General features: G+C 38.5%; 19 protein-coding genes. 5 read left to right on the top strand and 14 right to left on the bottom strand.

Translation table 11 applies throughout. The annotated features are described in order from the left end of the window. The first annotated feature begins 89 nt into the window (after positions 1-89). Positions 90-2261 (top strand): phosphate acetyltransferase, encoded by a 2172-nt coding sequence (gene pta, locus A6E04_RS08370; protein WP_012550644.1) that lies wholly within the window; start codon positions 90-92, stop codon positions 2259-2261. Positions 2262-2451: 190 nt separating this feature from the next. On the opposite strand, the gene A6E04_RS08375 is transcribed toward pta, so the two are convergent. From A6E04_RS08375 to cydH, 5 genes are all read right to left on the bottom strand, one after another. Beyond that, a complete protein-coding gene (locus A6E04_RS08375; protein ID WP_017022085.1) occupies positions 2452-2694 on the bottom strand; it encodes a FeoC-like transcriptional regulator in 243 nt (80 codons plus the stop codon). Further along, a complete protein-coding gene (gene feoB, locus A6E04_RS08380; protein ID WP_017022086.1) occupies positions 2691-4967 on the bottom strand; it encodes a Fe(2+) transporter permease subunit FeoB in 2277 nt (758 codons plus the stop codon). Before feoB ends, A6E04_RS08375 begins: the two co-directional genes overlap by 4 nt. A gap of 1 nt (position 4968) precedes the next feature. Then, the gene (locus A6E04_RS08385; protein ID WP_012550767.1) at positions 4969-5196 is read right to left on the bottom strand and encodes a FeoA family protein; all 228 of its coding nucleotides are present in this window, start codon (positions 5194-5196) and stop codon (positions 4969-4971) included. Positions 5197-5731: 535 nt separating this feature from the next. Continuing rightward, positions 5732-9139 carry an AraC family transcriptional regulator gene (locus A6E04_RS08390; protein ID WP_065610849.1) on the bottom strand — a complete coding sequence of 1136 codons (3408 nt, stop codon included), beginning with the start codon at positions 9137-9139 and terminating at the stop codon, positions 5732-5734. Between the two features lie 206 nt (positions 9140-9345). Then, on the bottom strand, positions 9346-9435 hold the full coding sequence (cydH, locus tag A6E04_RS21135; protein WP_017022089.1) for a cytochrome bd-I oxidase subunit CydH: 90 nt from the start codon (positions 9433-9435) through the stop codon (positions 9346-9348). A gap of 150 nt (positions 9436-9585) precedes the next feature. Between cydH and A6E04_RS08395 the strand changes: the two genes are divergently transcribed. From A6E04_RS08395 to A6E04_RS08405, 4 genes are all read left to right on the top strand, one after another. Continuing rightward, positions 9586-10167 carry an outer membrane beta-barrel protein gene (locus A6E04_RS08395; protein ID WP_065610851.1) on the top strand — a complete coding sequence of 194 codons (582 nt, stop codon included), beginning with the start codon at positions 9586-9588 and terminating at the stop codon, positions 10165-10167. A gap of 381 nt (positions 10168-10548) precedes the next feature. After that, on the top strand, positions 10549-12015 hold the full coding sequence (locus A6E04_RS08400) for a sodium-dependent transporter (protein WP_017022091.1): 1467 nt from the start codon (positions 10549-10551) through the stop codon (positions 12013-12015). A 1-nt stretch (position 12016) separates the two neighbouring features. Beyond that, on the top strand, positions 12017-12112 hold the full coding sequence (locus tag A6E04_RS21140; protein WP_017022092.1) for a MetS family NSS transporter small subunit: 96 nt from the start codon (positions 12017-12019) through the stop codon (positions 12110-12112). A gap of 74 nt (positions 12113-12186) precedes the next feature. After that, positions 12187-12828, top strand: coding sequence for a glutathione S-transferase (locus A6E04_RS08405; RefSeq protein ID WP_017022093.1), 642 nt, complete (start codon positions 12187-12189; stop codon positions 12826-12828). 57 nt (positions 12829-12885) lie between these two features. Here A6E04_RS08405 and ptsG read toward each other — a convergent pair whose 3' ends face one another. From ptsG to fabG, 9 genes are all read right to left on the bottom strand, one after another. Beyond that, complete coding sequence (ptsG, locus tag A6E04_RS08410; protein WP_017022094.1) at positions 12886-14316, bottom strand: PTS glucose transporter subunit IIBC; 1431 nt, start codon at positions 14314-14316, stop codon at positions 12886-12888. A 448-nt stretch (positions 14317-14764) separates the two neighbouring features. Further along, positions 14765-15535, bottom strand: coding sequence for a TatD family hydrolase (locus tag A6E04_RS08415; protein WP_017022095.1), 771 nt, complete (start codon positions 15533-15535; stop codon positions 14765-14767). A gap of 1 nt (position 15536) precedes the next feature. Further along, the gene (gene holB, locus A6E04_RS08420; RefSeq protein ID WP_065610853.1) at positions 15537-16508 is read right to left on the bottom strand and encodes a DNA polymerase III subunit delta'; all 972 of its coding nucleotides are present in this window, start codon (positions 16506-16508) and stop codon (positions 15537-15539) included. Further along, the gene (tmk, locus tag A6E04_RS08425; RefSeq protein WP_017022097.1) at positions 16498-17130 is read right to left on the bottom strand and encodes a dTMP kinase; all 633 of its coding nucleotides are present in this window, start codon (positions 17128-17130) and stop codon (positions 16498-16500) included. Before tmk ends, holB begins: the two co-directional genes overlap by 11 nt. Positions 17131-17132: 2 nt before the next feature. Then, entirely contained in the window at positions 17133-18143 is a 1011-nt protein-coding gene (gene mltG, locus A6E04_RS08430) for an endolytic transglycosylase MltG (protein WP_065610855.1), read from the bottom strand. After that, positions 18137-18943, bottom strand: a complete 807-nt coding sequence (pabC, locus tag A6E04_RS08435; RefSeq protein ID WP_065610857.1) for an aminodeoxychorismate lyase — start codon at positions 18941-18943, stop codon at positions 18137-18139. The genes mltG and pabC overlap by 7 nt, the downstream gene beginning before the upstream one ends. A 98-nt stretch (positions 18944-19041) precedes the next feature. Next, positions 19042-20283: a beta-ketoacyl-ACP synthase II gene (fabF, locus tag A6E04_RS08440; RefSeq protein WP_012550756.1), complete on the bottom strand. Its 1242-nt coding sequence runs from the start codon at positions 20281-20283 to the stop codon at positions 19042-19044. A 92-nt stretch (positions 20284-20375) separates the two neighbouring features. Beyond that, positions 20376-20609: an acyl carrier protein gene (gene acpP / locus A6E04_RS08445; RefSeq protein WP_017022099.1), complete on the bottom strand. Its 234-nt coding sequence runs from the start codon at positions 20607-20609 to the stop codon at positions 20376-20378. A 168-nt stretch (positions 20610-20777) separates the two neighbouring features. Next, positions 20778-21512 (bottom strand): 3-oxoacyl-ACP reductase FabG, encoded by a 735-nt coding sequence (fabG, locus tag A6E04_RS08450; RefSeq protein ID WP_065610998.1) that lies wholly within the window; start codon positions 21510-21512, stop codon positions 20778-20780. Positions 21513-21522 lie beyond the last annotated feature (10 nt).

The raw sequence follows: 21522 nt of genomic DNA on the forward strand, positions 1-21522 counted from the left end.
AAGGCTAGCCACTAGGTTAGCCTTTTTTCTTTCTATGGCTTTATTCTTTAAATAAAGTCTCTTGCCCCAATAGTTTAGAGGAATCTTCCATGTCTCGTACTATTATGCTTGTTCCAATCAGTGCTGGTGTTGGTCTAACTAGCGCAAGTTTGGGTGTTTTACGTTCTATGGAACGTAAAGGCGTAAGCGTTTCTTTTTACAAACCTATCTCTCAACCTCGTCACGGTGGTGATCAACCTGATCTAACTACGTCAATTGTGACTAGCAGCAGCGATATTAAAGCAGCAGAACCTACAACAGTTTCTCGTGCAGAAGAACTTCTACGTAACGATCAAACTGATGTTCTTTTAGAAGAAATCGTTGCTCGTTATAAGTCTATCAGTGAAGATACTGATGTGACGCTTATCGAAGGTCTTGTTCCTACTCGTAAGCACCCATTTGCTAACCAATTAAATGGTGAAATTGCAAAAACTCTGGGCGCTGAGATTGTATTTGTAGCGACTCCTGGTACAGACAACCCTTCTCAACTTAAAGAGCGTATCGAAGTAGCATGTTCTAACTTCGGCGGCACTAAAAACAAACAAATCGCTGGTGTTATCATCAACAAGCTTAATGCGCCTGTTGATGAAGCCGGTCGTACTCGCCCAGACCTATCTGAAATCTTTGATGATGCAGATGCAACGACTAAGACTAATCTTGAAGTAATGCAAATCTTCAACTCTAGTCCTATTCGTGTTCTTGGTTGTGTGCCTTGGAAAATCGATCTAATCGCTACGCGTGCTATCGATATGGCTAAGCACCTTAATGCTGAAATCATCAACGAAGGTGAAATCGCGACTCGTCGCATTAAGAGCATCACTTTCTGTGCACGTTCTCTACCGCACATGATTGAGCACTTCAAACCAGGTTCTCTATTAGTAACTTCTGCCGACCGTCCTGACGTTATCGTTGCTGCATGTCTTGCTGCAATGAACGGCGTTGAAATCGGTGCTATCTTACTAACTGGTGGTTACGAAATTCCACAATCAATCGCTGATCTTTGTAAGCCTGCACTAGATGCTGGTCTTCCAATCTTCACGGCTCAAGGTAACACTTGGCAGACTTCTCTAAATCTACAAAGCTTCAGCCTTGAAGTTCCTGCAGATGATAAAGAGCGTATTGAGTTTGTTAACGAACACGTTGCTAGCCACATTGATGGCCCTTGGATTGATTCACTATCTGAAGGTACTGAAGGCATCCGTCGTCTGAGCCCACCAGCGTTCCGTTACCAGTTAACTGAATTTGCTCGTAAAGCGGCTAAGCGTATCGTCCTTCCTGAAGGTGATGAACCTCGTACAGTTAAAGCCGCGGCTATCTGTTCTGAGCGTGGTATCGCGACTTGTGTTCTTCTTGGTAATCCTGAAGAGATCCGTCGTGTTGCAGCACAACAAGGTGTTGAACTTGGCGCAGGCGTTGAGATCATCGATTCTGAATCTGTACGTGAAAAATACGTTGCTCGTTTAGTTGAGTTACGTGGCGCGAAAGGCATGACTGAAGTTGTGGCTCGTGAGAAACTAAAAGATTCGGTATTCCTTGGTACTATGATGCTTGAAGCGGGTGAAGTTGACGGTCTTGTTTCTGGTGCGGTTCATACCACAGCAAACACGATTGTTCCTCCATTCCAAATCATCAAAACAGCCCCTGATGCTTCTATCGTATCTTCTATCTTCTTCATGCTTCTGCCTGATCAAGTACTTGTATACGGTGACTGTGCGATCAACCCTGATCCAACCGCTGAGCAACTTGCTGAAATCGCTATCCAATCTGCTGACTCTGCAGCGGCATTTGGTATCGACCCTCGCGTTGCAATGATCTCTTACTCTACTGGTGAATCTGGTAAGGGTGCAGACGTTGATAAAGTACGTGAAGCAACCAAACTTGCTCAAGCAAAACGTCCTGATCTGATCATCGATGGTCCTCTTCAGTACGATGCTGCTATCATGGAAAATGTAGCCGCTTCTAAAGCGCCTAATTCTCCTGTTGCTGGTAAAGCAACTGTATTTGTATTCCCTGACCTAAACACTGGTAATACAACGTACAAAGCGGTTCAACGTTCTGCTGACCTAGTATCTATCGGTCCAATGCTTCAAGGTATGCGCAAGCCTGTAAATGACTTGTCTCGTGGCGCTCTAGTAGACGATATCGTTTACACAGTAGCACTAACGGCTATCCAAGCGTCTCAAGCTGAAGAAGCAGAAAAAGCTGAAAAAGTAATTAACTAATTTTACACCTTAGTAATTAAGACTTAGTTAACGAAAATAGAAAGACACGCGATGAAAATTGCGTGTCTTTTTTTGTGCTTAAAACAGGGACGAGTCCCTAATGTCTCGTCCCTCTTTCCCTTTCGCCCATAAAAAAACGAGAACCAATTGGCTCTCGTTTTTATTTATCACGCTAATGTTAATTAGGCGACTATCTTATATAAGTTGTCATTAACTCATCTTTATAAACTGGCCGATACCAAACACGTTCAGCGTCTTGACAGCATTGTGTTTTATCGCAACCGATTAATTCACGGGTTAACTTTCCTTTTTTTACCCATAGCTCAAGCATTGCATCAACACCATCTTCACTCATACTGAACTTTTTCGCTAGGGTCAGTCTTTCTACCCGACCCTCTTCATCAATATATTGCTTAAGCTCAGTGAGTATCATACTAATGCCGCCTCTTGGTTTTCAACCTCTCGACTCTTTCTCTTCAACGCTAAATAAGTCACAGCCATTGCAGCTAGTGAAATCGCAATCCACATACTGCTTGTCATTGGAGCATTAGAGAAATTTGCAATTTGGTAAAATAATGTCGAAGACACATAAGCCAACAACATCGTCCAACCAGCGATAAAATAAGAATATTGACGACCAAATTCACGCATGTAAGCCCCCATTGCAGCAACGCATGGTGTATATAACAAGATAAAGATTAAATACGCCATTGCACTTGCACTCGTTACAAAATACGTTTGTAAGTTACCAAAGATAGAGCGTTCTACACCTTGGTCTGCCGCGACTGCCGCACTGTCCGTTAAATCCCCTACTTCAACCCCTAATGGATCTGAATAACTAAGACCCGTTAAGTTCTCAGGGATCGACATTACGGCTTCTTCAAGGCTCGCCATAAGATTAAATTCAGCGTCATCTCCTGCAGGATCAGCATATAAGCTGTTTAATGTACCCACAACCGCTTCTTTAGCAAAAATACCCGTGATAATACCGACGGTTGCAGGCCAGTTGTCTTCTTGAATACCAATTGGCGCTAATACTGGAGTCACAATTTGAGCTGCTTTTGATAACACAGAGTTTTCACTGTCTTCGTTACCAAATGAACCATCCATACCCAATGAGTTAAAGAAGCTTAAAATAGTCACTACTACAACAATAGTTTTACCAGCACCAAGAACAAAGCGCTTCAACTTCTGCCATGTTTTAATCATGATGTTACGTACCGTTGGAAATTCATAATCAGGAATTTCCATAATGAACGTATCACTACGACCTGGATAGATAGTATGTTTTAGCAGTAAACCGGTAAATACAGCGGCTAAAATACCTAAAAAGTACAAACCAAACACAACATTTTGTCCATTTTCTGGAAAGAATGCCGCAGCAAACAACGCATAAACAGGCAAGCGTGCACCACATGACATAAATGGCGCCATTGAAGCCGCTAGTTTACGTTCACGCTCCTGCTCTAACGTTCGAGTTGCCATAATGGCAGGAACGTTACAACCAAAACCAAGCACTAAAGGAACAAACGCTTTACCAGGTAAACCAATTTTTTGCATTACTTTATCAAGAACAAAAGCAGCACGAGCCATGTAGCCTGAGCTTTCAAGCAAAGATAAAAATAGGTATAAACAACCGATAACAGGAATAAATGTTGCAACAGTTTGAATACCACCACCAACACCATTTGCAATTAATGTGACTAACCAAACCGGTAAGTGTCCATCTAATAAATAGTGTCCGCCATCAACTAGCAATGCGCCAACGCCAATATCAAAGAAATCGATAAATGCGCTGCCTATATTGATAGAAAACATAAACATGAGATACATAACGAAAAAGAAAAATGGGATACCTACCCATTTATTTAATATCACGGTGTCTATTTTTTCACTAACACTGTGGCTCAGTCCACCTTCTTGACGACGTAACTTTTGGCATAGCTGATGTAGAAAAGTATATCGACAATCTGCAATATGGAAATCCGCTTCAACTTCGGTCGTTAAGACATTCGCAATGTTAGCAATCGCATTTCGTTTATCAGCTTCTAATGTATTTAACACTAACGCATCATTCTCTAATGCTCTGATCGCTAAAGAACGACTTGATGCGTATTTACTTGAGAATAAATGAGACGCTTCTTTTATTGCCGCTTCAACTCTATCACCATACGACAATTCAAGCGGTGCCATTTTAATGCCTTGGGCAATGGACTTATGCAGTTTTTCTTTAAACTTATGTACTTGACCATTATTATTCGCAGAAAGAGCTAAAACTGGGCAACCTAGCGTTTTTTCTAATCCCTTGATATCTAATACTTGTCGTTGACGCTTTAGTACATCCATCTTGTTTAGCACAACAATCATTGGTCGACCCAATTCACGTAACTGCAATGTCATGTATAAACTGCGCTCTAAGCACGACGCATCAACCACATTAATAATAACGTCGGCATCATGAGTAAGCACGGCGCGTGAGGCAATTGTTTCATCAAGACTGTTTACATCATTACCACTATCCAGCGCATAGATACCCGGTAAATCCGTTAATAAAAATTCATCGCCAGAACAGATATATTTACCTGTTTTCTTCTCGACCGTAACACCAGCCCAATTACCAACTTGTTGCTTTGCGCCTGTTAATCCATTAAATAAGGTTGTTTTACCGCTGTTTGGATTTCCTACAGTTAATACCTGATATTGCATTTTATAATTCCTTAACTGTAATCTGTTCTGCTAGATTTTTACGAATGGCAAGAGAAGTACCTCTTACACTGATCTGTAACGGATCACCCATTGGAGCCTTACGCAATATAGAAATTTCAGTATGTGGCAGCATTCCCATTACCATTAATTTCTTTCTTGTATCCGTTGGTAATAAAGACATGTCTGTTACAACGGCTTTTTTACCGCTTTCTAATTGCGCTAAATTCATTCAAAGCTCCACGATAGTGAGAATCATTATTATTTCGTTTCATTTTATAACTAACTGTTACTTTTATCTTGCGCTAAATCAATTTTTTTCAGTAAATTGACAAAAATCCTATAAATAACGATTTTTAATTGAAAATAAGATTGTGATACTGCTTCAAAAAAAACGTCAATAACGTTAATTTAAATATGCATAGAATTGACGTCAAAAATGACACAAATATAGGACAAATGCGACATGGAAATATAGTTATTTAAAAACAACAACTTAAATTAAAAATATCGATTTGTCGTATTTATCCCTATCGATTGGCGTTATTTTGATATGTAAAAAAAGACGGTGGGATTATAGTTATTCCATCGAGAGGGAGACCTCTTAATTTTATTCTATAAGAGGAAACAGGAGAAATCTTGCTTCCTCGGCAGCAAGCGAAGGTGCCTTTGGTACCCGTGGCGTCGTCCCCCCGGCGACGCCACGATCTTTTTTTTCTTTCCTTATAAAGTCCCTTACCTTATATCTACAATATAAAATCCCATCGCTATAAAATTTCATTCTCAGAAACAAACTGTGTCGGTGATAAACCATAATGACGCTTAAAGCGCTTACTAAAATAAGAAGGATCATTAAATCCGGATTCAAACGCTGCATTAGCCACTTTATTTCCTGAAATTAACATTTCACACGCTTTTTCTAATCTGATTTCTGTTACATACTCCATGAATGAACGCTGCGTTATTTGTTTAAACTTTCTCTGTAGATTGCGTTCAGAGGTGTATAGCAATTTAGCTGCCGCACTTGTACCAAAAGTAGGATCACCGTAAGACTGTTCAACTAAACGATACACATCAATTAACCATTGTTGTTGATTATCATCTTTATCATTATCAATCTTATAATTAAATTTCTCTGGTCTTTCTACTAGCGCATCAACAGCCACAGGCCAAGATAATTTTATTTCACCATTACCGGCTTCATTTTTAACTAATACAAAATGCCCACCATTTTGTATGGTAAGCAATTTTACAGATGATAATCCTAACGCTACTTGACTCATGATTTGAAGGTGTTGAGAAAGATCAATTCGTTTTAGCTCATCGAGTTCGTTGTCATTGATGACCTCTCCTGAGCTTAAGAATTGCACGTGGATCTCTCCATTATCATGAAATAAAACAATTTCTACTTGTTGTCCAAAATCACTTCTTTTTAATAAATTAAATAGCATATTATTAAAAATCGTATCGATAAAAAGAGGCTCAACAAAAATAGAACACCCCTTAGAATCATCACATAATATTAACTCCACTCCTTTAGAGTGAAACTCATCTTTCCAACTCTTAATAGCGGCAGTAAGTAACGGCTGTAGTACTTGATTCATTCTTCTATTTTTTTGCAAATCGGCAAACGACTCTAATTGAGTTAATTGCTGTAGAAGCTGTAAGCTATACTCACATTGATTAGCCAATGACAAGTTAGTTAACGATCCCTTTTTGTATAGGTTTACTTGAATGTCTTTAATCGGTTGTTGCGCTTGCTCTGCCATCTCAGCAATAACATGTTGTCGCACAGTAAGTAACTTTTGCAACTGGCGATTACTTGATGTTAATACCTTCCCTTGATTACTCAATTGCTTCGTTTTTACTCCCACGCTTTTTCTTAAATTTTCATTACTTCTCTTAATTTCTTTAGAGCGCCAGTAATATATAGTAATGACAATACTAACCAAGCTGACAAAAAGTAAAAAAACAAACCAAGGAGCAAAAAACCATGGTACTTCAATATAGAAAATAAACTCTGTGACATTACTGCTTCTTTGCCCATCATTCTTAGGTCTGATCCGTAGTGTGTACTTACCTGGATTTAATGAATCAAAAATCAACAAATTACCTTCAAAATCTAACCACGATTCATCATTAGAACCAATCAATTGAAACGATAAATATTTATTCTGAAATTCCGGTAAAATACCAAATAAGAAAGAGATACTAGAACCATAAGGGACTTGTTTTGTTAATTTATTATCCTCGCCATAACTAACAATACGATCCCCCACTTTTACTTTGCCAAAGACCACCTTCGGCTTCGTTATTTGATACTCAATAAGATCTTGCTCATTAACAAAGATCACACCATCTTTGCTTGCGAAAAGCATTTTACCCGCAGGAGAAATAGAACAAAGGTTAGGTAATAATTCATTATTAATTAACCCTCTTTGGCTACCGAAATGTTTCATTAATCGGCCTTGATGGGTGTATAAAGAAAGCCCTTTACTAGAAGATAGCCATACACCTTTGCTACTTGGCAGTACACAATGAGGGGTTATATATTCAGCAGGGAGTTTGATGTCTTTACGAACCCCATTAAGCAGGGTCAATTGTAGGCCGTAGTTACTTACTATCCATGAATTACCATATTCAGTATCAGCCATATCTAAAATGCTGCCTGTATGGCTATAAGCATAATCAAACGTTAATGCTCCATTAGAATATTGATACAAACCAACATTTGTGCCAATGGAAACTCGTCCATCTTTGTTCTCATAAATGTGCGTAATTTGAGTGGAGTATTTCTGTTGAATTGCCCAATAAAAACCTAAAGGCACCAATTTATTTTCTGCTACATTGTATTTATATAGCCCCTTTTTGCTTGAAAACCATAACGTTTGGGTTGAATCAATAAAGATATGTTCGATGTTTTGTGTCGATAACGATTTTAATGCATCCGGAGTCGTTCTTTTCTGGTTATACCGATCAATTCTCTCCACGCCAAAAGACGTTGCTGCCCATATTGAGTCAGAATCATAAGAAAGATCATTAATTGGCTTTGCTATTATTTTTCGTAAGCTTTTCTTTATATTATTTGAATCAACCAAAAACAAACCAGTAGATGATCCTAACCATGCCAACTCATCTGGTGTTTGTAAGACCGAATTAATTTCATTAACGTCTAAACTGCCATTGGCTTCTTTATAACGAATGCGTGTAAATAATCGACTACTATCCGAGTAATAACTGACGCCATTATCTGTCGCGATCCATAATCCATTATTTTTATCAGCAAGTAATGCATAAATTTTATTTCCTTCAAGAGAGTAATCATCTCTAAGGACTGAATTAAATTTGTGGTATTTTTTGTTTTTTATATTCCATTGATATAGCCCATCATCAGTCCCAAACCAAAAAAGCCCATCCGTCTCTGCAAAAGAAATAAATGACGCGTTTATCGGTAACTTTTGTTTAATCAATAGGTTATTTTTTGTTAACTCCATCATCCAAATGCTGTCATGTGTCCCTAGAATGATTTGATTTGTCACCTTCGAATAAAAAATCGTATCTATATATTGCCCTAAATATAAAGGGGCAAAACTTTCTGTTGTCGTATCAAATTCAAAAATCCCTTCAGAGGTAGAAACTAACCAACGCCCATTAACATTGATAGCACCAGTGATCGTGATTTGATCCAGAATAACACTTGTATTTGATTCATTTATCATTGAAGACGAGAACGATTCGGTTAACGGATTATAAACAAAGAAGTACTCGTCATCGTTTCCCCACAGCATCCCATTGGCACTATTAAGCATGCTCACTTTTTTTGAGGCAGGTAAAGGCTGCTCGTCCCTAAACCCCTCTTTATGAGACCATGATTTAATTACATTGTCTTTGATATACCAAAAACGCCCATCAAATAAGGTGATTTTTCTTGGTAATTCAGTTTGAGATTTTTTACCTAGCGTGAAAATATTTTTACCGTCAAACAAATGCAGTTGACCATAAACATCATACATCCACAACGCTCCATCTTCTCGAAGAAAAAGTTGTTGCGCCGTAATGTATTGTCCATCTGCATGGATAGGCATAGGGTAAAAAATAAAATTTTCTGAAAGGGAAAAGCTTGAAGCAGAGAAAAGAAGGCAAACACTTGTAAAAAGTATTTTAATGAAAGACATCTACTCGCCTTGATATATTGATAAATGAAAGACTTACATAATAAAAAAACTCTCTACACTTATCAATAAAAGCCGTGATTCTGTATTCATTCCTATTGTAATCGATACAAAATGTGCTTTTTCACTCTCAAAACGCCACATTCGACCCATTAAAAAGAGCAATAAAGATTAAACTTTATTACTCTTTTTTTATTCTATTCATCATTCTAGGCTGTTAGAACTAACGTTCCAAAAAATGCTAGGCCTGAAAATACAGCGACAGTAGTAATAAGTGCGAATTTAAAATCACGATCCATAATAGCTCCTTGCCATTTGTTTGTAACAAAAAATTAACACCAATTTGAAGTATGTTCAAGGAATAGACACAGTTAATCAATCAAGTTGGTATTAGAGTCACAATATCAGCATAATAATCACTTCTATGAAATGGAATTCTAGGGGAACACATGAATCGATTAACATTATTTACACTATTAGCTTTTACGCCACTTTCTGCCTTTTCTCAGATCTATATCACGCCTTCCATTGGCTACGCTTCTGGCGGTGAAGTTGAAACCGTTAATGATGACATTCTCGATTTAAAAGCAGATACCGCTTATTCATTAAGTATTGAGACCGATTATGATTTAGGTCGAATTGGCTTGTTTTATAGCAATCAAATTAATGATGTTGATGGTGTAAACCTCAAATCAAAACTTCAATATTTACATTTTCAAAGCGCTTTAGATTATCAATTAACACATAATCTAAGCTCTTTCTTAGGGTTAAGTATTGGTACAACTTACTCTGACGTTGATTGGGTTGATGACAGTCTTCACTTTTCCGCAGGCGCATTTGCTGGTTTGCAATACCATTTTACGGATCATTTTGCATTGCAGTTCGAGGGCCGCTGGTTAGGGACTTCGATGAATAGTAGTGTTGATAGCACCTGCGCTTCAAACTCAACAAGCAGCACTTGTGTAATAAAATACGAAAGTGATTGGGTGAACCAATTTCAAGCTAACGTAGGCTTTCGTTTCAATTTCTAACAATTAAAAAAACACAATACTTCGACTATTAAGCATTTCATTTTCATTAATTTAAAATGAAATGCTTATTTTCCCATCATTTGGGCTTTTTTATAAAAAAACACAATCAATTATTTAACCATTAATTAACAATAGTAAACTTTATATACATTCCCCCCGATAAAACCATACTCTAGTTATAACCAAAAAATCAGCATAATCGACTATTTAGTACAAATTGCACTACCTTTTATTCATATTGCCTTAACAAGTATTAATAGGTAATCTGCCTGTAATGCTTAGCTAATCCATCTAGTTTGAGCAAATTTATTTCAAATTTAATAGAGAATGATACTAAACAAGCTTCAATTCTCAGGGAAAAGTTTTTTAAAGGAGTGTTTTATGAAGCGTGAACAATGGGGTTCTCGAGCAGGATTTATTCTTGCCGCAGTAGGTTCTGCTATCGGATTAGGTAATATTTGGCGTTTTCCATATATGGCTTATGAAAATGGTGGTGGTGCTTTCTTTATTCCTTATCTATTTGCCATGCTAACTGCAGGTATTCCATTTATGATAATGGAATTTGGTATGGGTCATAAATACAGAGGTTCTGCACCTCGTGCCTTTGCAAAATTAAATCAAAAATATGAATGGCTTGGTTGGTTCCAAGTATTAATCGCAGCGGTAATCGCCGTTTATTACGTGGCCGTTATTGGTTGGGCTATCTCTTACTTCAGTATGTCTTTTTCACAAAGTTGGGGACAAGACACGAATGCCTTTTTCTTTGGTGAATACCTACAACTAGGTGATAACTCCCCAAGCAAACTAGGTAGTATCCAATGGCATATAGCAATTCCAATGCTGATTGCTTGGGCGATTACCTTCGCCGCTATTTTTGGCGGTGTTAAGAGCGGTATTGAACGAGCAAGTAAAATCATGATGCCTTTACTCTTTATCATGGTTATCGCACTTATTGGACGTATGGTCTTCTTACCGGGCGCATTAGATGGTCTTAACTATCTATTCCAACCTGATTTCAGCAAAATAACCGACCCTAAAGTATGGTCAGCGGCTTATGGACAAATATTTTTCACATTAAGTGTTGGTTTTGCAATCATGTTAGCTTATTCAAGTTACTTACCTGAGAAATCAGATATAAATAACAATGCTTTCATGACCGTACTGATCAACTGTGGTTTTTCTATTATTGCTGGTATCTTAATCTTCTCTATCTTAGGCAATATGGCCCAAGAACAAGGGAAACCATTAACAGAAGTTGTGAGTGCTGGTGTGGGTCTTGCCTTTGTAACTATCCCTGCTGCCATTAACTTATTACCTGCTCCTTATATTTTAGGTCCTCTGTTTTTCCTTGCTCTTGTTGTTGCAGGACTCAGCTCTCATATTTCTATTATTGAGGCCGTGACTTCTGCCTTTATTGATAAGTTAAACTGGTCACGTAAAAAAGCAGCGTCTGTTGTTTGTGGTACAGGTTTAGTTGTATCAATGGCATTTGCAACCAATGGTGGTCTGTTATTACTTGACCTAGTCGATTACTTTATTAATAACATCGCTCTACTTGCAAGTTGCTTACTTGAACTCATTATTATGGGGTGGTTAGTTAAACTTACTGATATTCGTAAGCATGTAAATGCAATATCTGAATTTACAATAGGTAAATGGTTTGAAATCTGCCTCCGCTTTATTAGCCCTGCATTCTTAATCGTTATCCTTGGAACTAATATTGTAAATACGATTACAGATGGTTACGGTGGTTATGCACAATCAGATCTACTGATCCTTGGTTGGGGTCTTATCGCTGCAATGTTAGTTGTTGGGATTGTTATTAATAAAACAAGTAAGGAAGCTTAATATGACAACTGGTGCAATTATTATGATGGTTATTGGTTTAGGAATTACTTGGGGTGGCGCTGCCATCTGTATTCGTAAAGCGATGAAAAGTGAATAACCTCAGTCCTAAACAATAGTAATATAAAGCAGATCTTCGGATCTGCTTTTTTATTTCTCCTAAGGTGTAAATTCATGACAATACTTTATTCATTTCGACGCTGTCCTTATGCAATGCGCGCTCGATTAAGTCTTTCGCTCTCTCATCGTACCGTGATGCTACGGGAGATAGAATTAAAGCATAAACCAGAAGCCCTACTTATAGCGTCCTCTAAAGGAACGGTGCCTGTTTTAGTTAAAGATAATGGCTGTGTTATAGATGAAAGTTTGGATATTATGAAGTGGGCTTTAATCGACTCAGAGCTTCTTATTAATTCCACAAAAGAGATGCATCTTTTAATTCAAGAGAATGACCATGAATTCAAAGGATGGTTAGATAAATACAAATATTCAGATCGCTACCCTGAGCATTCCGACGTCTATTATCGCGAACAAGGAGAGATATTCTTGGAAAAGATAGAGAGTCGATTATCAAAATCAACAATGCTTTTTAATGAACAATACAGCTTTGCAGATATTGCCATTTTACCATTTATTAGACAGTTTGCTTTTGTGGATATTCAATGGTTCAAACAAAGTAACTATGCGCTTACTCGACAGTGGCTTAATCACTTTATAGAGTCACACTTATTCCTTTCCATTATGACAAAATACCCGACTTGGTTAGACTCACAGCATGAAGTCAGTTTCCCTCAAAATAAAGACCGTACTCTTTAGACTGGCAATAAAAAAGGAGACTCGAAAGTCTCCTTTTTTCATTCATAAAATCAGGAATTAGTTATGGCTAATCCATTCATTCATGTCTGTTTTCAAGTTATCTGATTTAGTACCAAAGATTGCCTGAACACCAGAACCAGCAACAACAACGCCTGCTGCACCTAGTTGTTTCAGTCTGTCTTGGTTTACCGCTTCTACACTTGCTACAGAAACACGTAAGCGAGTAATACAAGCATCTAAGTTTGTGATGTTCTCTTTACCACCAAAGGCAGCAACAAGTTCACCAGCCAATTCAGTACCAGTTACTGCTGGCGCTGCATTGTCATCTTCATCTTCACGACCTGGCGTTTTAAGGTTCATTGCTTTAATTACAAAGCGGAATACGATGTAGTAAACAGCAGCGTAAACAAGACCTAAGCCAATTAGAAGAGGCATTTTCTCAGCATGTGGAGATTGAACAATGAAGTCAATGAAACCATTTGAGAATGTGTGACCGTGAACAATACCTAATGCGTTAGTCAGCATGTATGCCACGCCAGCAAGAGCTGCGTGAATAGCATAAAGAACAGGAGCAACAAATAAGAATGCAAATTCAATCGGTTCTGTAATACCAGTAAGGAATGAAGTTAACGCAGCAGATGCCATGATACCCATTACTTTTGCACGGTTTTCAGGTTTCGCTGAATGTGCAATCGCGATTGCAGCAGCAGGAAGACCGAACATTTTAAACAAGTAACCACCAGCAAGTTGACCGAAGCCATTACCCGCAGCACGAGACGCATCATCAGCGGTTAGGAAACAAGTCATAATACCGTGAACTTGTTCACCCGCATTATTTACACAAGAACCCGCTTCATAGAAGAATGGTACGTTCCAGATATGGTGTAAACCAAAAGGAATTAGAGAACGTTCAACAACACCGTAGATACCAAAAGCAGCTACTGGGTTCTGATGAGCAGCCCAATCAGAGAAAGACGCAATTACTGAACCAATTGGTGGCCAGATAACAGATAAAATCACACCTAACGCAATTGATACAAAACCAGTAATGATAGGTACTGCACGTTTACCAGCAAAGAAGCCTAAATATTCAGGAAGTTGAATACGGTAAAAACGATTAAATGCCCAACCAGCAACACCACCCGCAAGGATACCACCAAGAACACCCGTTTCGATGCCATCAACACCCATCACTTCAGCCATTACGCCTAGTGTTGCTGTCATGATGCCATAACCAACGATAGCAGAAAGACCCGCTACACCGTCATTGTTTGTGAAACCAAGAGCAACACCAACTGCAAAGAGTAGTGCCATTTGGCCGAATACTGAACCACCAGCTTGTTCCATTAAATGAGAAACAACTTCTGGAAGGAAACTAAAGTTGGCTGCACCAACTCCTAAAAGAATACCAGCAACAGGAAGAACTGATACTGGCAACATAAGTGCCTTACCAACTTTCTGTAAACTGGCAAAAAGGTTTTTAAACATGTTTTGCTCCTAATATTTATAAATACAATTATAAAGAACCCTACTTACTTACTCATTACGGCAATATCCCCCTTGCCTTATGTAATCAACAAATTGTAAGTATTCGTATCTATAATCAAACTGTCGCTAAATATAGACCTATGTAAAAACACTTTCTAGCATGTTTTCATTTATTGTTTTAAAACCCTGCAGTGATCACAAAAGCAAGCCTTTATAAAAGTTGCACATAAAAGTCGACTTTACTCTATCATATTGAAAAATAACAATTATTGATAATATTCTCATAAAGTGGAATGTTATTTTTAGCAACAAAAATAGATCGGGTAAATAAGCATCTAACGAAAACGTTTACTTAGTAAAATAGTTACATAAACCTGTATTAAATCAATTAACCAAAAAAAAGAGAGGTAATCTCCTCCCTTTTGATTGCTTTATCAACAAATGCTATTTATCGATTCAAAAAAAGATTTTTAAAATTATTTGTCGTGTTTTCCGCAACTTCTTCAACTGAAGTCGATTTTAACAACGCAATATACTCTGCGACTTCTTTCACATAGGCAGGTTGGTTCTCTTTACCACGGTAAGGTACCGGTGCTAAATACGGAGAATCCGTTTCAACTAATAACCTATCCAGAGGTAAGCGACGCACTATATCTTTTAATTCAGAAGCTTTATTAAAAGTAACAATCCCAGAAATAGAGATATAAAATCCAAGTTCAATTGCCGCTTGAGCAAATGCCCAATCTTCAGTAAAACAATGTATCACCCCACCACACTTTTCTGCATGACCATTTTTTAAAATTGCTAATGTGTCTTCTCTTGCTTGGCGAGTATGGATAATAAGAGGTTTATTATATTCAACAGCAACATCTACTTGTTGGGTAAACAAGTCACGCTGTCTTTCTGCTGTTTCTGGCTGATAAAAGTAATCAAGCCCTGTTTCACCAATCGCAATCACTCTTTTATTTGATGCGTACTCACGGAAAAGCGCTAAGTCGAAATTAGATTCAACATCAAGTGGGTGGATGCCACAAGAAGCATGAACTTCTGGATGGTCTTCAATCATTTCCATCATATTTGGAAAAGCATCAAGCGTAACGCCTACCGTTAAAAACTGACTAACCCCACGTTGTTTTGCTTTTTCTATAACATCACCGACACTAACATGCAGATCATCATAATTTAATTTATCAAGGTGACAGTGTGAATCAATTAACACATTACGCTCCAATAAACTCAAATAACCATTGAGTAATTAATAATTCTTTATTCAATCCAGGATGACTATTTAACTGTTGTCGCAACTCATTTAATGATAAATATTGTTTGTATACTAAATCAGCGTTGAGCTTAATTGCATGTTTTTGAACGTAAGTAAGTTCATCACAATGCACTAAGTTAGTGCCGACTCCTAGCTGTACTTTTTGTATGTCAGACAATAAATAACTTAACCAACATAGGCCTTCATCCCCTAATTTAACCAACAAAGGTAATATTCCTGAAATATTGGAAAAGTAAGAATCCGCATAAACTGTGAATTCGGCAAGTAGTTGTTTATGCAGGAAGACTTTTTTTTCCTGATAATAACCACGAACAAGTAACGGAGAATAGGCATTTATTATAATTGATTGTTGCGTCACATCTAATTGTTCAGTCTCCATTAACCAATCGCGGATAATAGGGGCAGGAATACTTGGTTGATGCCAGACCTGACATCGACTCCGAACCGTCGGTAATAGCTTGTGCGGTGAACTAGCAAGTAAAACAAAATGGCAGTTCTTTGGTGGCGCTTCTAATGTCTTTAATAAAGCATTCGCGGCAGATTCTGTCATTTTTTCGGCAGGATCAATAATAATAACGCGTTTTGCATTAAATTGAGATGATTCTAAAGCCCATTGATTACACTGCCTAATTTGATCGACAGAGATAGATTTCCCTTCAACTTCAGGTCTGATCCAATGCAAATCAGGATGATTACCTGATTCAAGTAATCCACAGCTATGGCAAAAACCACAAGGTTCTATTCCTTGTGTCAAGCAAACTAGCGTATCAGCAAAATATTGAGCAAGGCGGTCTCGACCAACGCCATCAGGCATGGCGCATAAAATGGCGTGTGGCAATCGATCATTTTCAATCAATTGTTGCCATTGCGACCAAACCTCTTTCTGCCAAGGATAGAGTTTAGTTGCCATTCGTCGCTAACCATATTTCTAAAGCTGCAATAATCGATGCTGTTACCGTATCTAAGTCTTGTCCTGCATCAATGGTTATAATACTTTCGTCATTATTAGCCAATTCTAAATAACGTTCACGACTGCGTTCAAAAAAATCCAGTTTCATTTGTTCGATTCTATCTAGCTCACCACGAGCAGAAGCACGCTGTAACCCTAACTTCGGATCAATATCCATATAGATAGTTAAGTCTGGTGTAAAATCACCAAGTACTGTTCTTTTCATGGTCGCCATTAACTCACGGTCAAAACCACGACCACCGCCTTGATAAGCCTGAGATGACAGATCATGACGATCGCCAACCACCCAATTACCTGCGGCTAAAGCGGGTTTAATAACATTACCAACTAACTGAGCTCGTGCTGCATACAATAGTAATAACTCGGCCATATCCGTTAATGGCTCATCAGGATGGCCTTGCTTTACTAGTTCGCGCATTTTTTCTGCTAACGGCGTTCCACCAGGCTCTCTTGTCGTCACTGGTGCTGTAATTCCATGCTTAGCCAGTGTTGCTAATACGTTCTTAATTGCGGTGCTTTTACCCGCGCCTTCAAGGCCTTCAATAACAATAAATTTAGACATAATTAATTTCTTAAGGTTTTTAAGTAAGCTCTAACTGCTTTGTTATGCTCAACTAATGATTTAGTGAATTTATGACCACCCGTTCCATCCGCAACAAAATAAAGATACCGGCTCGTTTCCGGATGTAATGCTGCTTTAATTGATGCAGGGCCAGCCATTGCAATCGGCGTTGGCGGTAATCCATTAATGGTATACGTATTGTAAGCAGTTGGGGTACGTAAATCTTTTTTACGAATATTGCCATCATACTTGTCACCCATACCATAAATTACAGTAGGATCTGTTTGTAAGCGCATTCCACGTTTCAAACGGTTAACAAATACAGATGAAACACGTTCTCTTTCTGAATCAATGGCCGTTTCTTTTTCTATAATAGAGGCCAAAATCAATGCTTCATAAGAGGATTTTAAAGGTAGATTTACCGATTTAGTCTGCCATTCTTCGTTTAATACCGTGACCAATGCTTTATGAGAGCGAGCTAAAATATCAAAATCACTCATACCCGCAGTATAATGGTATGTCTCAGCCAGAAATAACCCTTCAACCTTCGCGCGATCAATGCCCAATTTATTGGCCACTTCTTTTTCAGATAACCCGCTTAACTCATGCTTTAAATAAGGGGCTTGTTCTAATTGCGCTTGCCACTCAGAAAAACGGCTACCTTCAACAAAAGTAATCGAAAATTGATGCTCTTTACCTGTTTTTAGCTGCGTCAAAACCGAAGCAAGTGATTGATTAGGTTCAATCCAATAAGTACCCGCTTTAATTTCAGTCAATTCTGGTGATATTTTATGAGTAAAACGAGCCCATTTAGTATTCGATACCCATTTATTCTCTTCAAATTCACGAATCAACTTACGGTAGCTTGTACCTGGTTTTACTTCAATTAGTTGGGCTTTTTCTAATAAAACGGGTTGCTCTGTAAATTTAATTGCTTGTTGATAGCTCCAAAATCCAAAACCTACAGATCCAATGATGATAATTAAAATAAGGAATAAAAATTTCTTTAGCACGAGTACAATTTCTCCTGAAACCAATGAGACAACTTATGACTGTCAAAAGTCGTATTGCCAATTGCATTAATTGGCACTATTTCAAATAATGAATTACTAATAAAAACTTCATCGGCCATGCATAGTTCGTCTACATAAATTGATGTTTCGAACAACGTTAGTCCATGTAAATTAGCCAATGCATAAATGTGTGCTTTCATCACACCTTCAACACCAGAGTTTGATAAATTAGGGGTGTAAATATTATCACCCTTCACCCAAAAAATATTGCCTATTGAAGTCTCTATAACTTTGTTATTAAGATCAAGAACCACGCCATCAAGATACATTGTTTTTGCGATTTCTTTCTTAATCAAAACTTGTTCTAATCGGTTTGTATGCTTCATACCTGCAAGTAATGGTGACAACCCTAACTGGGTTTCGCAAAGCATCAAACTAATACCGCCTTCTTTCCAATTCTGATAATACGTTGGATAAGAAAAAGTCGACACAATAATTTGTGTATCATGGCAGCCCTCAGGAGAATAACCTCGTCCACCACTCCCTCGGCTGATCAGTATCTTAATGCCACCATCTTGAAGTTCATGGGCGCAAGATTCAATTTGCGTTTCAAGAAGGAGCCAATCTTCAATCTTGATGTCTAATCGTTTTGACGCTTCTTTTAAACGAGCTAAGTGCAAGTCCCATAAACGGACTCTCCCCCGCTCAACTTTCATGGTCGTAAAAGAACCATCACCATATTGAATACTACGATCAGTGAGTGGTAATGAATCCGTAACTACCCCGTTAACCCAATACATACAATACTCCAAACAGAAAAAAGCGGCTTGATATAATATCAAGCCGCTTTCTAGTATAACTAACTGAGTGAAACTAATTAAGCCTCACAAACAAGTTATTACATTTTCTTAAATATTAATGTGCCGTTTGTACCACCAAAGCCGAATGAATTACAAATAGCGTATTCCATCTCAACTTTACGAGCAGTATGCGGAACAAGATCAATGTCTAAACCTTCTTCAGGATCATCAAGATTAATCGTTGGTGGCGCTATTTGATCAATCAAAGACATAACAGTAATAATCGCTTCAACAGAACCCGCAGCACCTAATAGGTGACCTGTCATTGATTTTGTTGATGACACTAATACTTTCTTAGAACCTTCTTCACCTAAAGCACGTTTGATGCCTTTGATTTCAGCAACATCACCCGCAGGTGTTGATGTACCATGCGCGTTAACATAACCGATTTGTTCACCCGTTACATTTGCATCACGCATTGCCGCTTCCATAGCTAACGCACCACCAGAACCATCTGGAGTAGGAGAAGTCATATGGTAAGCATCGCCGCTCATACCAAAACCGACTAATTCAGCGTAGATTTTAGCACCACGCGCTTTTGCGTGTTCATACTCTTCAAGAACCATCATGCCTGCGCCATCACCTAGAACAAAACCATCACGGTTCTTATCCCATGGGCGTGAAGCCGCTTGTGGATTCTCATTATTTGTAGACAGTGCTTTAGCTGCACCGAAACCGCCCATACCTAGCTCTGTTGATGCTTTTTCTGCACCACCCGCTAGCATTGCGTCAGCATCACCATAAGCGATCATACGTGCAGCATGACCGATATTATGAAGACCTGTCGTACAAGCCGTTGAAATTGCGATATTAGGACCACGTAGACCGCGCATGATCGACATATGACCAGAAATCATATTTACGATAGTTGAAGGCACGAAAAACGGGCTGATCTTACGAGGACCTTTTGCAGTAAAGGCTTTATGACCGGCTTCAATTAAGCCAAGACCACCAATACCTGAACCAATAGCAGCACCAATGCGGTGTGCATTTTCTTCAGTAACTTTAAAACCCGAGTCATCTAATGCCTGAATGCCAGCAGCCACACCGTATTGGATGAATAAATCCATTTTACGAGCGTCTTTCTTAGACATGTACTCTTCAGCATTAAAGTCTTTAACGAGACCTGCAAAACGAGTCGTAAACTCAGTGGTATCAAAGTGCTCGATATTAACGATACCACTTTGGCCTGCTAACAGCGCTTTCCAGGCTGCTTCAACAGTGTTACCCACCGGTGTTAGCATACCCATGCCTGTAACTACTACACGACGTTTGGACACGATATATTTCTCCGGAATTAATTGAATTAGATAGGGATTGTAGCGTATAAAAAAACTCAGGCGGTCAAGAGTGACCGCCTGGAGGGTATTTCTTACTGTGCGCTAGTTACGTAGTCGATAGCAGCTTGAACAGTAGTGATTTTCTCAGCTTCTTCATCTGGAATCTCAGTGTCAAACTCTTCTTCTAGAGCCATAACTAGTTCAACTGTATCTAGTGAATCTGCGCCTAGGTCGTCAACAAATGATGATTCGTTTTTAACTTCAGCTTCATCAACACCTAGTTGCTCAATGATGATTTTCTTTACGCGTTCTTCAAGATTGCTCATTTTATTTTCCTAATTACAGATTTCGCTGATTTGCGATACTTGCTGTATTTTATTCATTAATAAGAAAGTTGCAAGGCTAAGATTGCTGGTCAAACCACGAAATTCGTGATTTTTAGTGCAATTTTAACCCAAAATTGACTTAAGTCACTCTCAAGCCAACTTTATAAATTAAACCATGTACATGCCGCCATTCACGTGCAAAGTTTCGCCCGTGATATAAGCGGCTTCTGGGGACGCTAAAAAGACAACCGCAGCAGCGATTTCTTTAGGGTCACCTAAACGACCCGCAGGTACAGATGATAGTGTTGCAGCTCGTTGCTCATCATTCAAGGCTTTTGTCATATCAGTTTCGATAAAACCAGGAGCAACAGTATTCACGGTTATACCACGAGAAGCGACTTCACGTGCCATTGATTTAGTAAAACCAATGACACCAGCTTTTGCAGCTGCATAGTTTGTTTGACCCGCATTACCCATAGTACCAACAACAGAACCTACGTTGATAATACGGCCATTACGTTTTTTCATCATGCCACGAAGAACCGCTTTAGATAAACGGAAAATAGACGTTAGGTTGGTATCTAAAATATCCATCCATTCATCGTCTTTCATGCGCATAAGTAGGTTATCACGAGTAATACCAGCGTTATTAACTAAGATATCAATCGCACCAAACTCATCATTGATTGTTTTAATTACAGCAGCAATAGACTCAGCATCAGTTACATTTAATGCAAGGCCCTTACCATTTTCGCCTAAATAGTCACCGATTGCCGCCGCACCATTTTCAGAAGTTGCAGTACCAATAACTGTCGCACCGCGAGACACTAATTGCTCAGCAATAGCACGACCAATACCACGGCTAGCGCCAGTAACTAAGGCAATTTTTCCTTCTAAATTCATCATTTAATTT

The organism is Aliivibrio logei, assembly GCF_001691055.1.
Taxonomy (GTDB): Bacteria; Pseudomonadota; Gammaproteobacteria; order Enterobacterales; family Vibrionaceae; genus Aliivibrio; species Aliivibrio salmonicida.

Excerpts from the sequence above, each read along its gene's own strand:
- tmk (WP_017022097.1), bottom strand. The coding sequence starts at position 17,130 with ATGTCTAAATTTATTGTTATTGAAGGCCTTGAAGGCGCGGGTAAAAGC.
- ptsG (WP_017022094.1), bottom strand. The coding sequence starts at position 14,316 with ATGTTTAAAAACCTTTTTGCCAGTTTACAGAAAGTTGGTAAGGCACTT.
- A6E04_RS08405 (WP_017022093.1), top strand. The coding sequence starts at position 12,187 with ATGACAATACTTTATTCATTTCGACGCTGTCCTTATGCAATGCGCGCT.
- A6E04_RS08400 (WP_017022091.1), top strand. The coding sequence starts at position 10,549 with ATGAAGCGTGAACAATGGGGTTCTCGAGCAGGATTTATTCTTGCCGCA.
- pabC (WP_065610857.1), bottom strand. The coding sequence starts at position 18,943 with ATGTATTGGGTTAACGGGGTAGTTACGGATTCATTACCACTCACTGAT.
- cydH (WP_017022089.1), bottom strand. The coding sequence starts at position 9,435 with ATGGATCGTGATTTTAAATTCGCACTTATTACTACTGTCGCTGTATTT.
- pta (WP_012550644.1), top strand. The coding sequence starts at position 90 with ATGTCTCGTACTATTATGCTTGTTCCAATCAGTGCTGGTGTTGGTCTA.
- acpP (WP_017022099.1), bottom strand. The coding sequence starts at position 20,609 with ATGAGCAATCTTGAAGAACGCGTAAAGAAAATCATCATTGAGCAACTA.
- A6E04_RS08385 (WP_012550767.1), bottom strand. The coding sequence starts at position 5,196 with ATGAATTTAGCGCAATTAGAAAGCGGTAAAAAAGCCGTTGTAACAGAC.
- feoB (WP_017022086.1), bottom strand. The coding sequence starts at position 4,967 with ATGCAATATCAGGTATTAACTGTAGGAAATCCAAACAGCGGTAAAACA.
- A6E04_RS08375 (WP_017022085.1), bottom strand. The coding sequence starts at position 2,694 with ATGATACTCACTGAGCTTAAGCAATATATTGATGAAGAGGGTCGGGTA.
- A6E04_RS21140 (WP_017022092.1), top strand. The coding sequence starts at position 12,017 with ATGACAACTGGTGCAATTATTATGATGGTTATTGGTTTAGGAATTACT.
- fabG (WP_065610998.1), bottom strand. The coding sequence starts at position 21,512 with ATGAATTTAGAAGGAAAAATTGCCTTAGTTACTGGCGCTAGCCGTGGT.
- holB (WP_065610853.1), bottom strand. The coding sequence starts at position 16,508 with ATGGCAACTAAACTCTATCCTTGGCAGAAAGAGGTTTGGTCGCAATGG.
- A6E04_RS08395 (WP_065610851.1), top strand. The coding sequence starts at position 9,586 with ATGAATCGATTAACATTATTTACACTATTAGCTTTTACGCCACTTTCT.
- A6E04_RS08390 (WP_065610849.1), bottom strand. The coding sequence starts at position 9,139 with ATGTCTTTCATTAAAATACTTTTTACAAGTGTTTGCCTTCTTTTCTCT.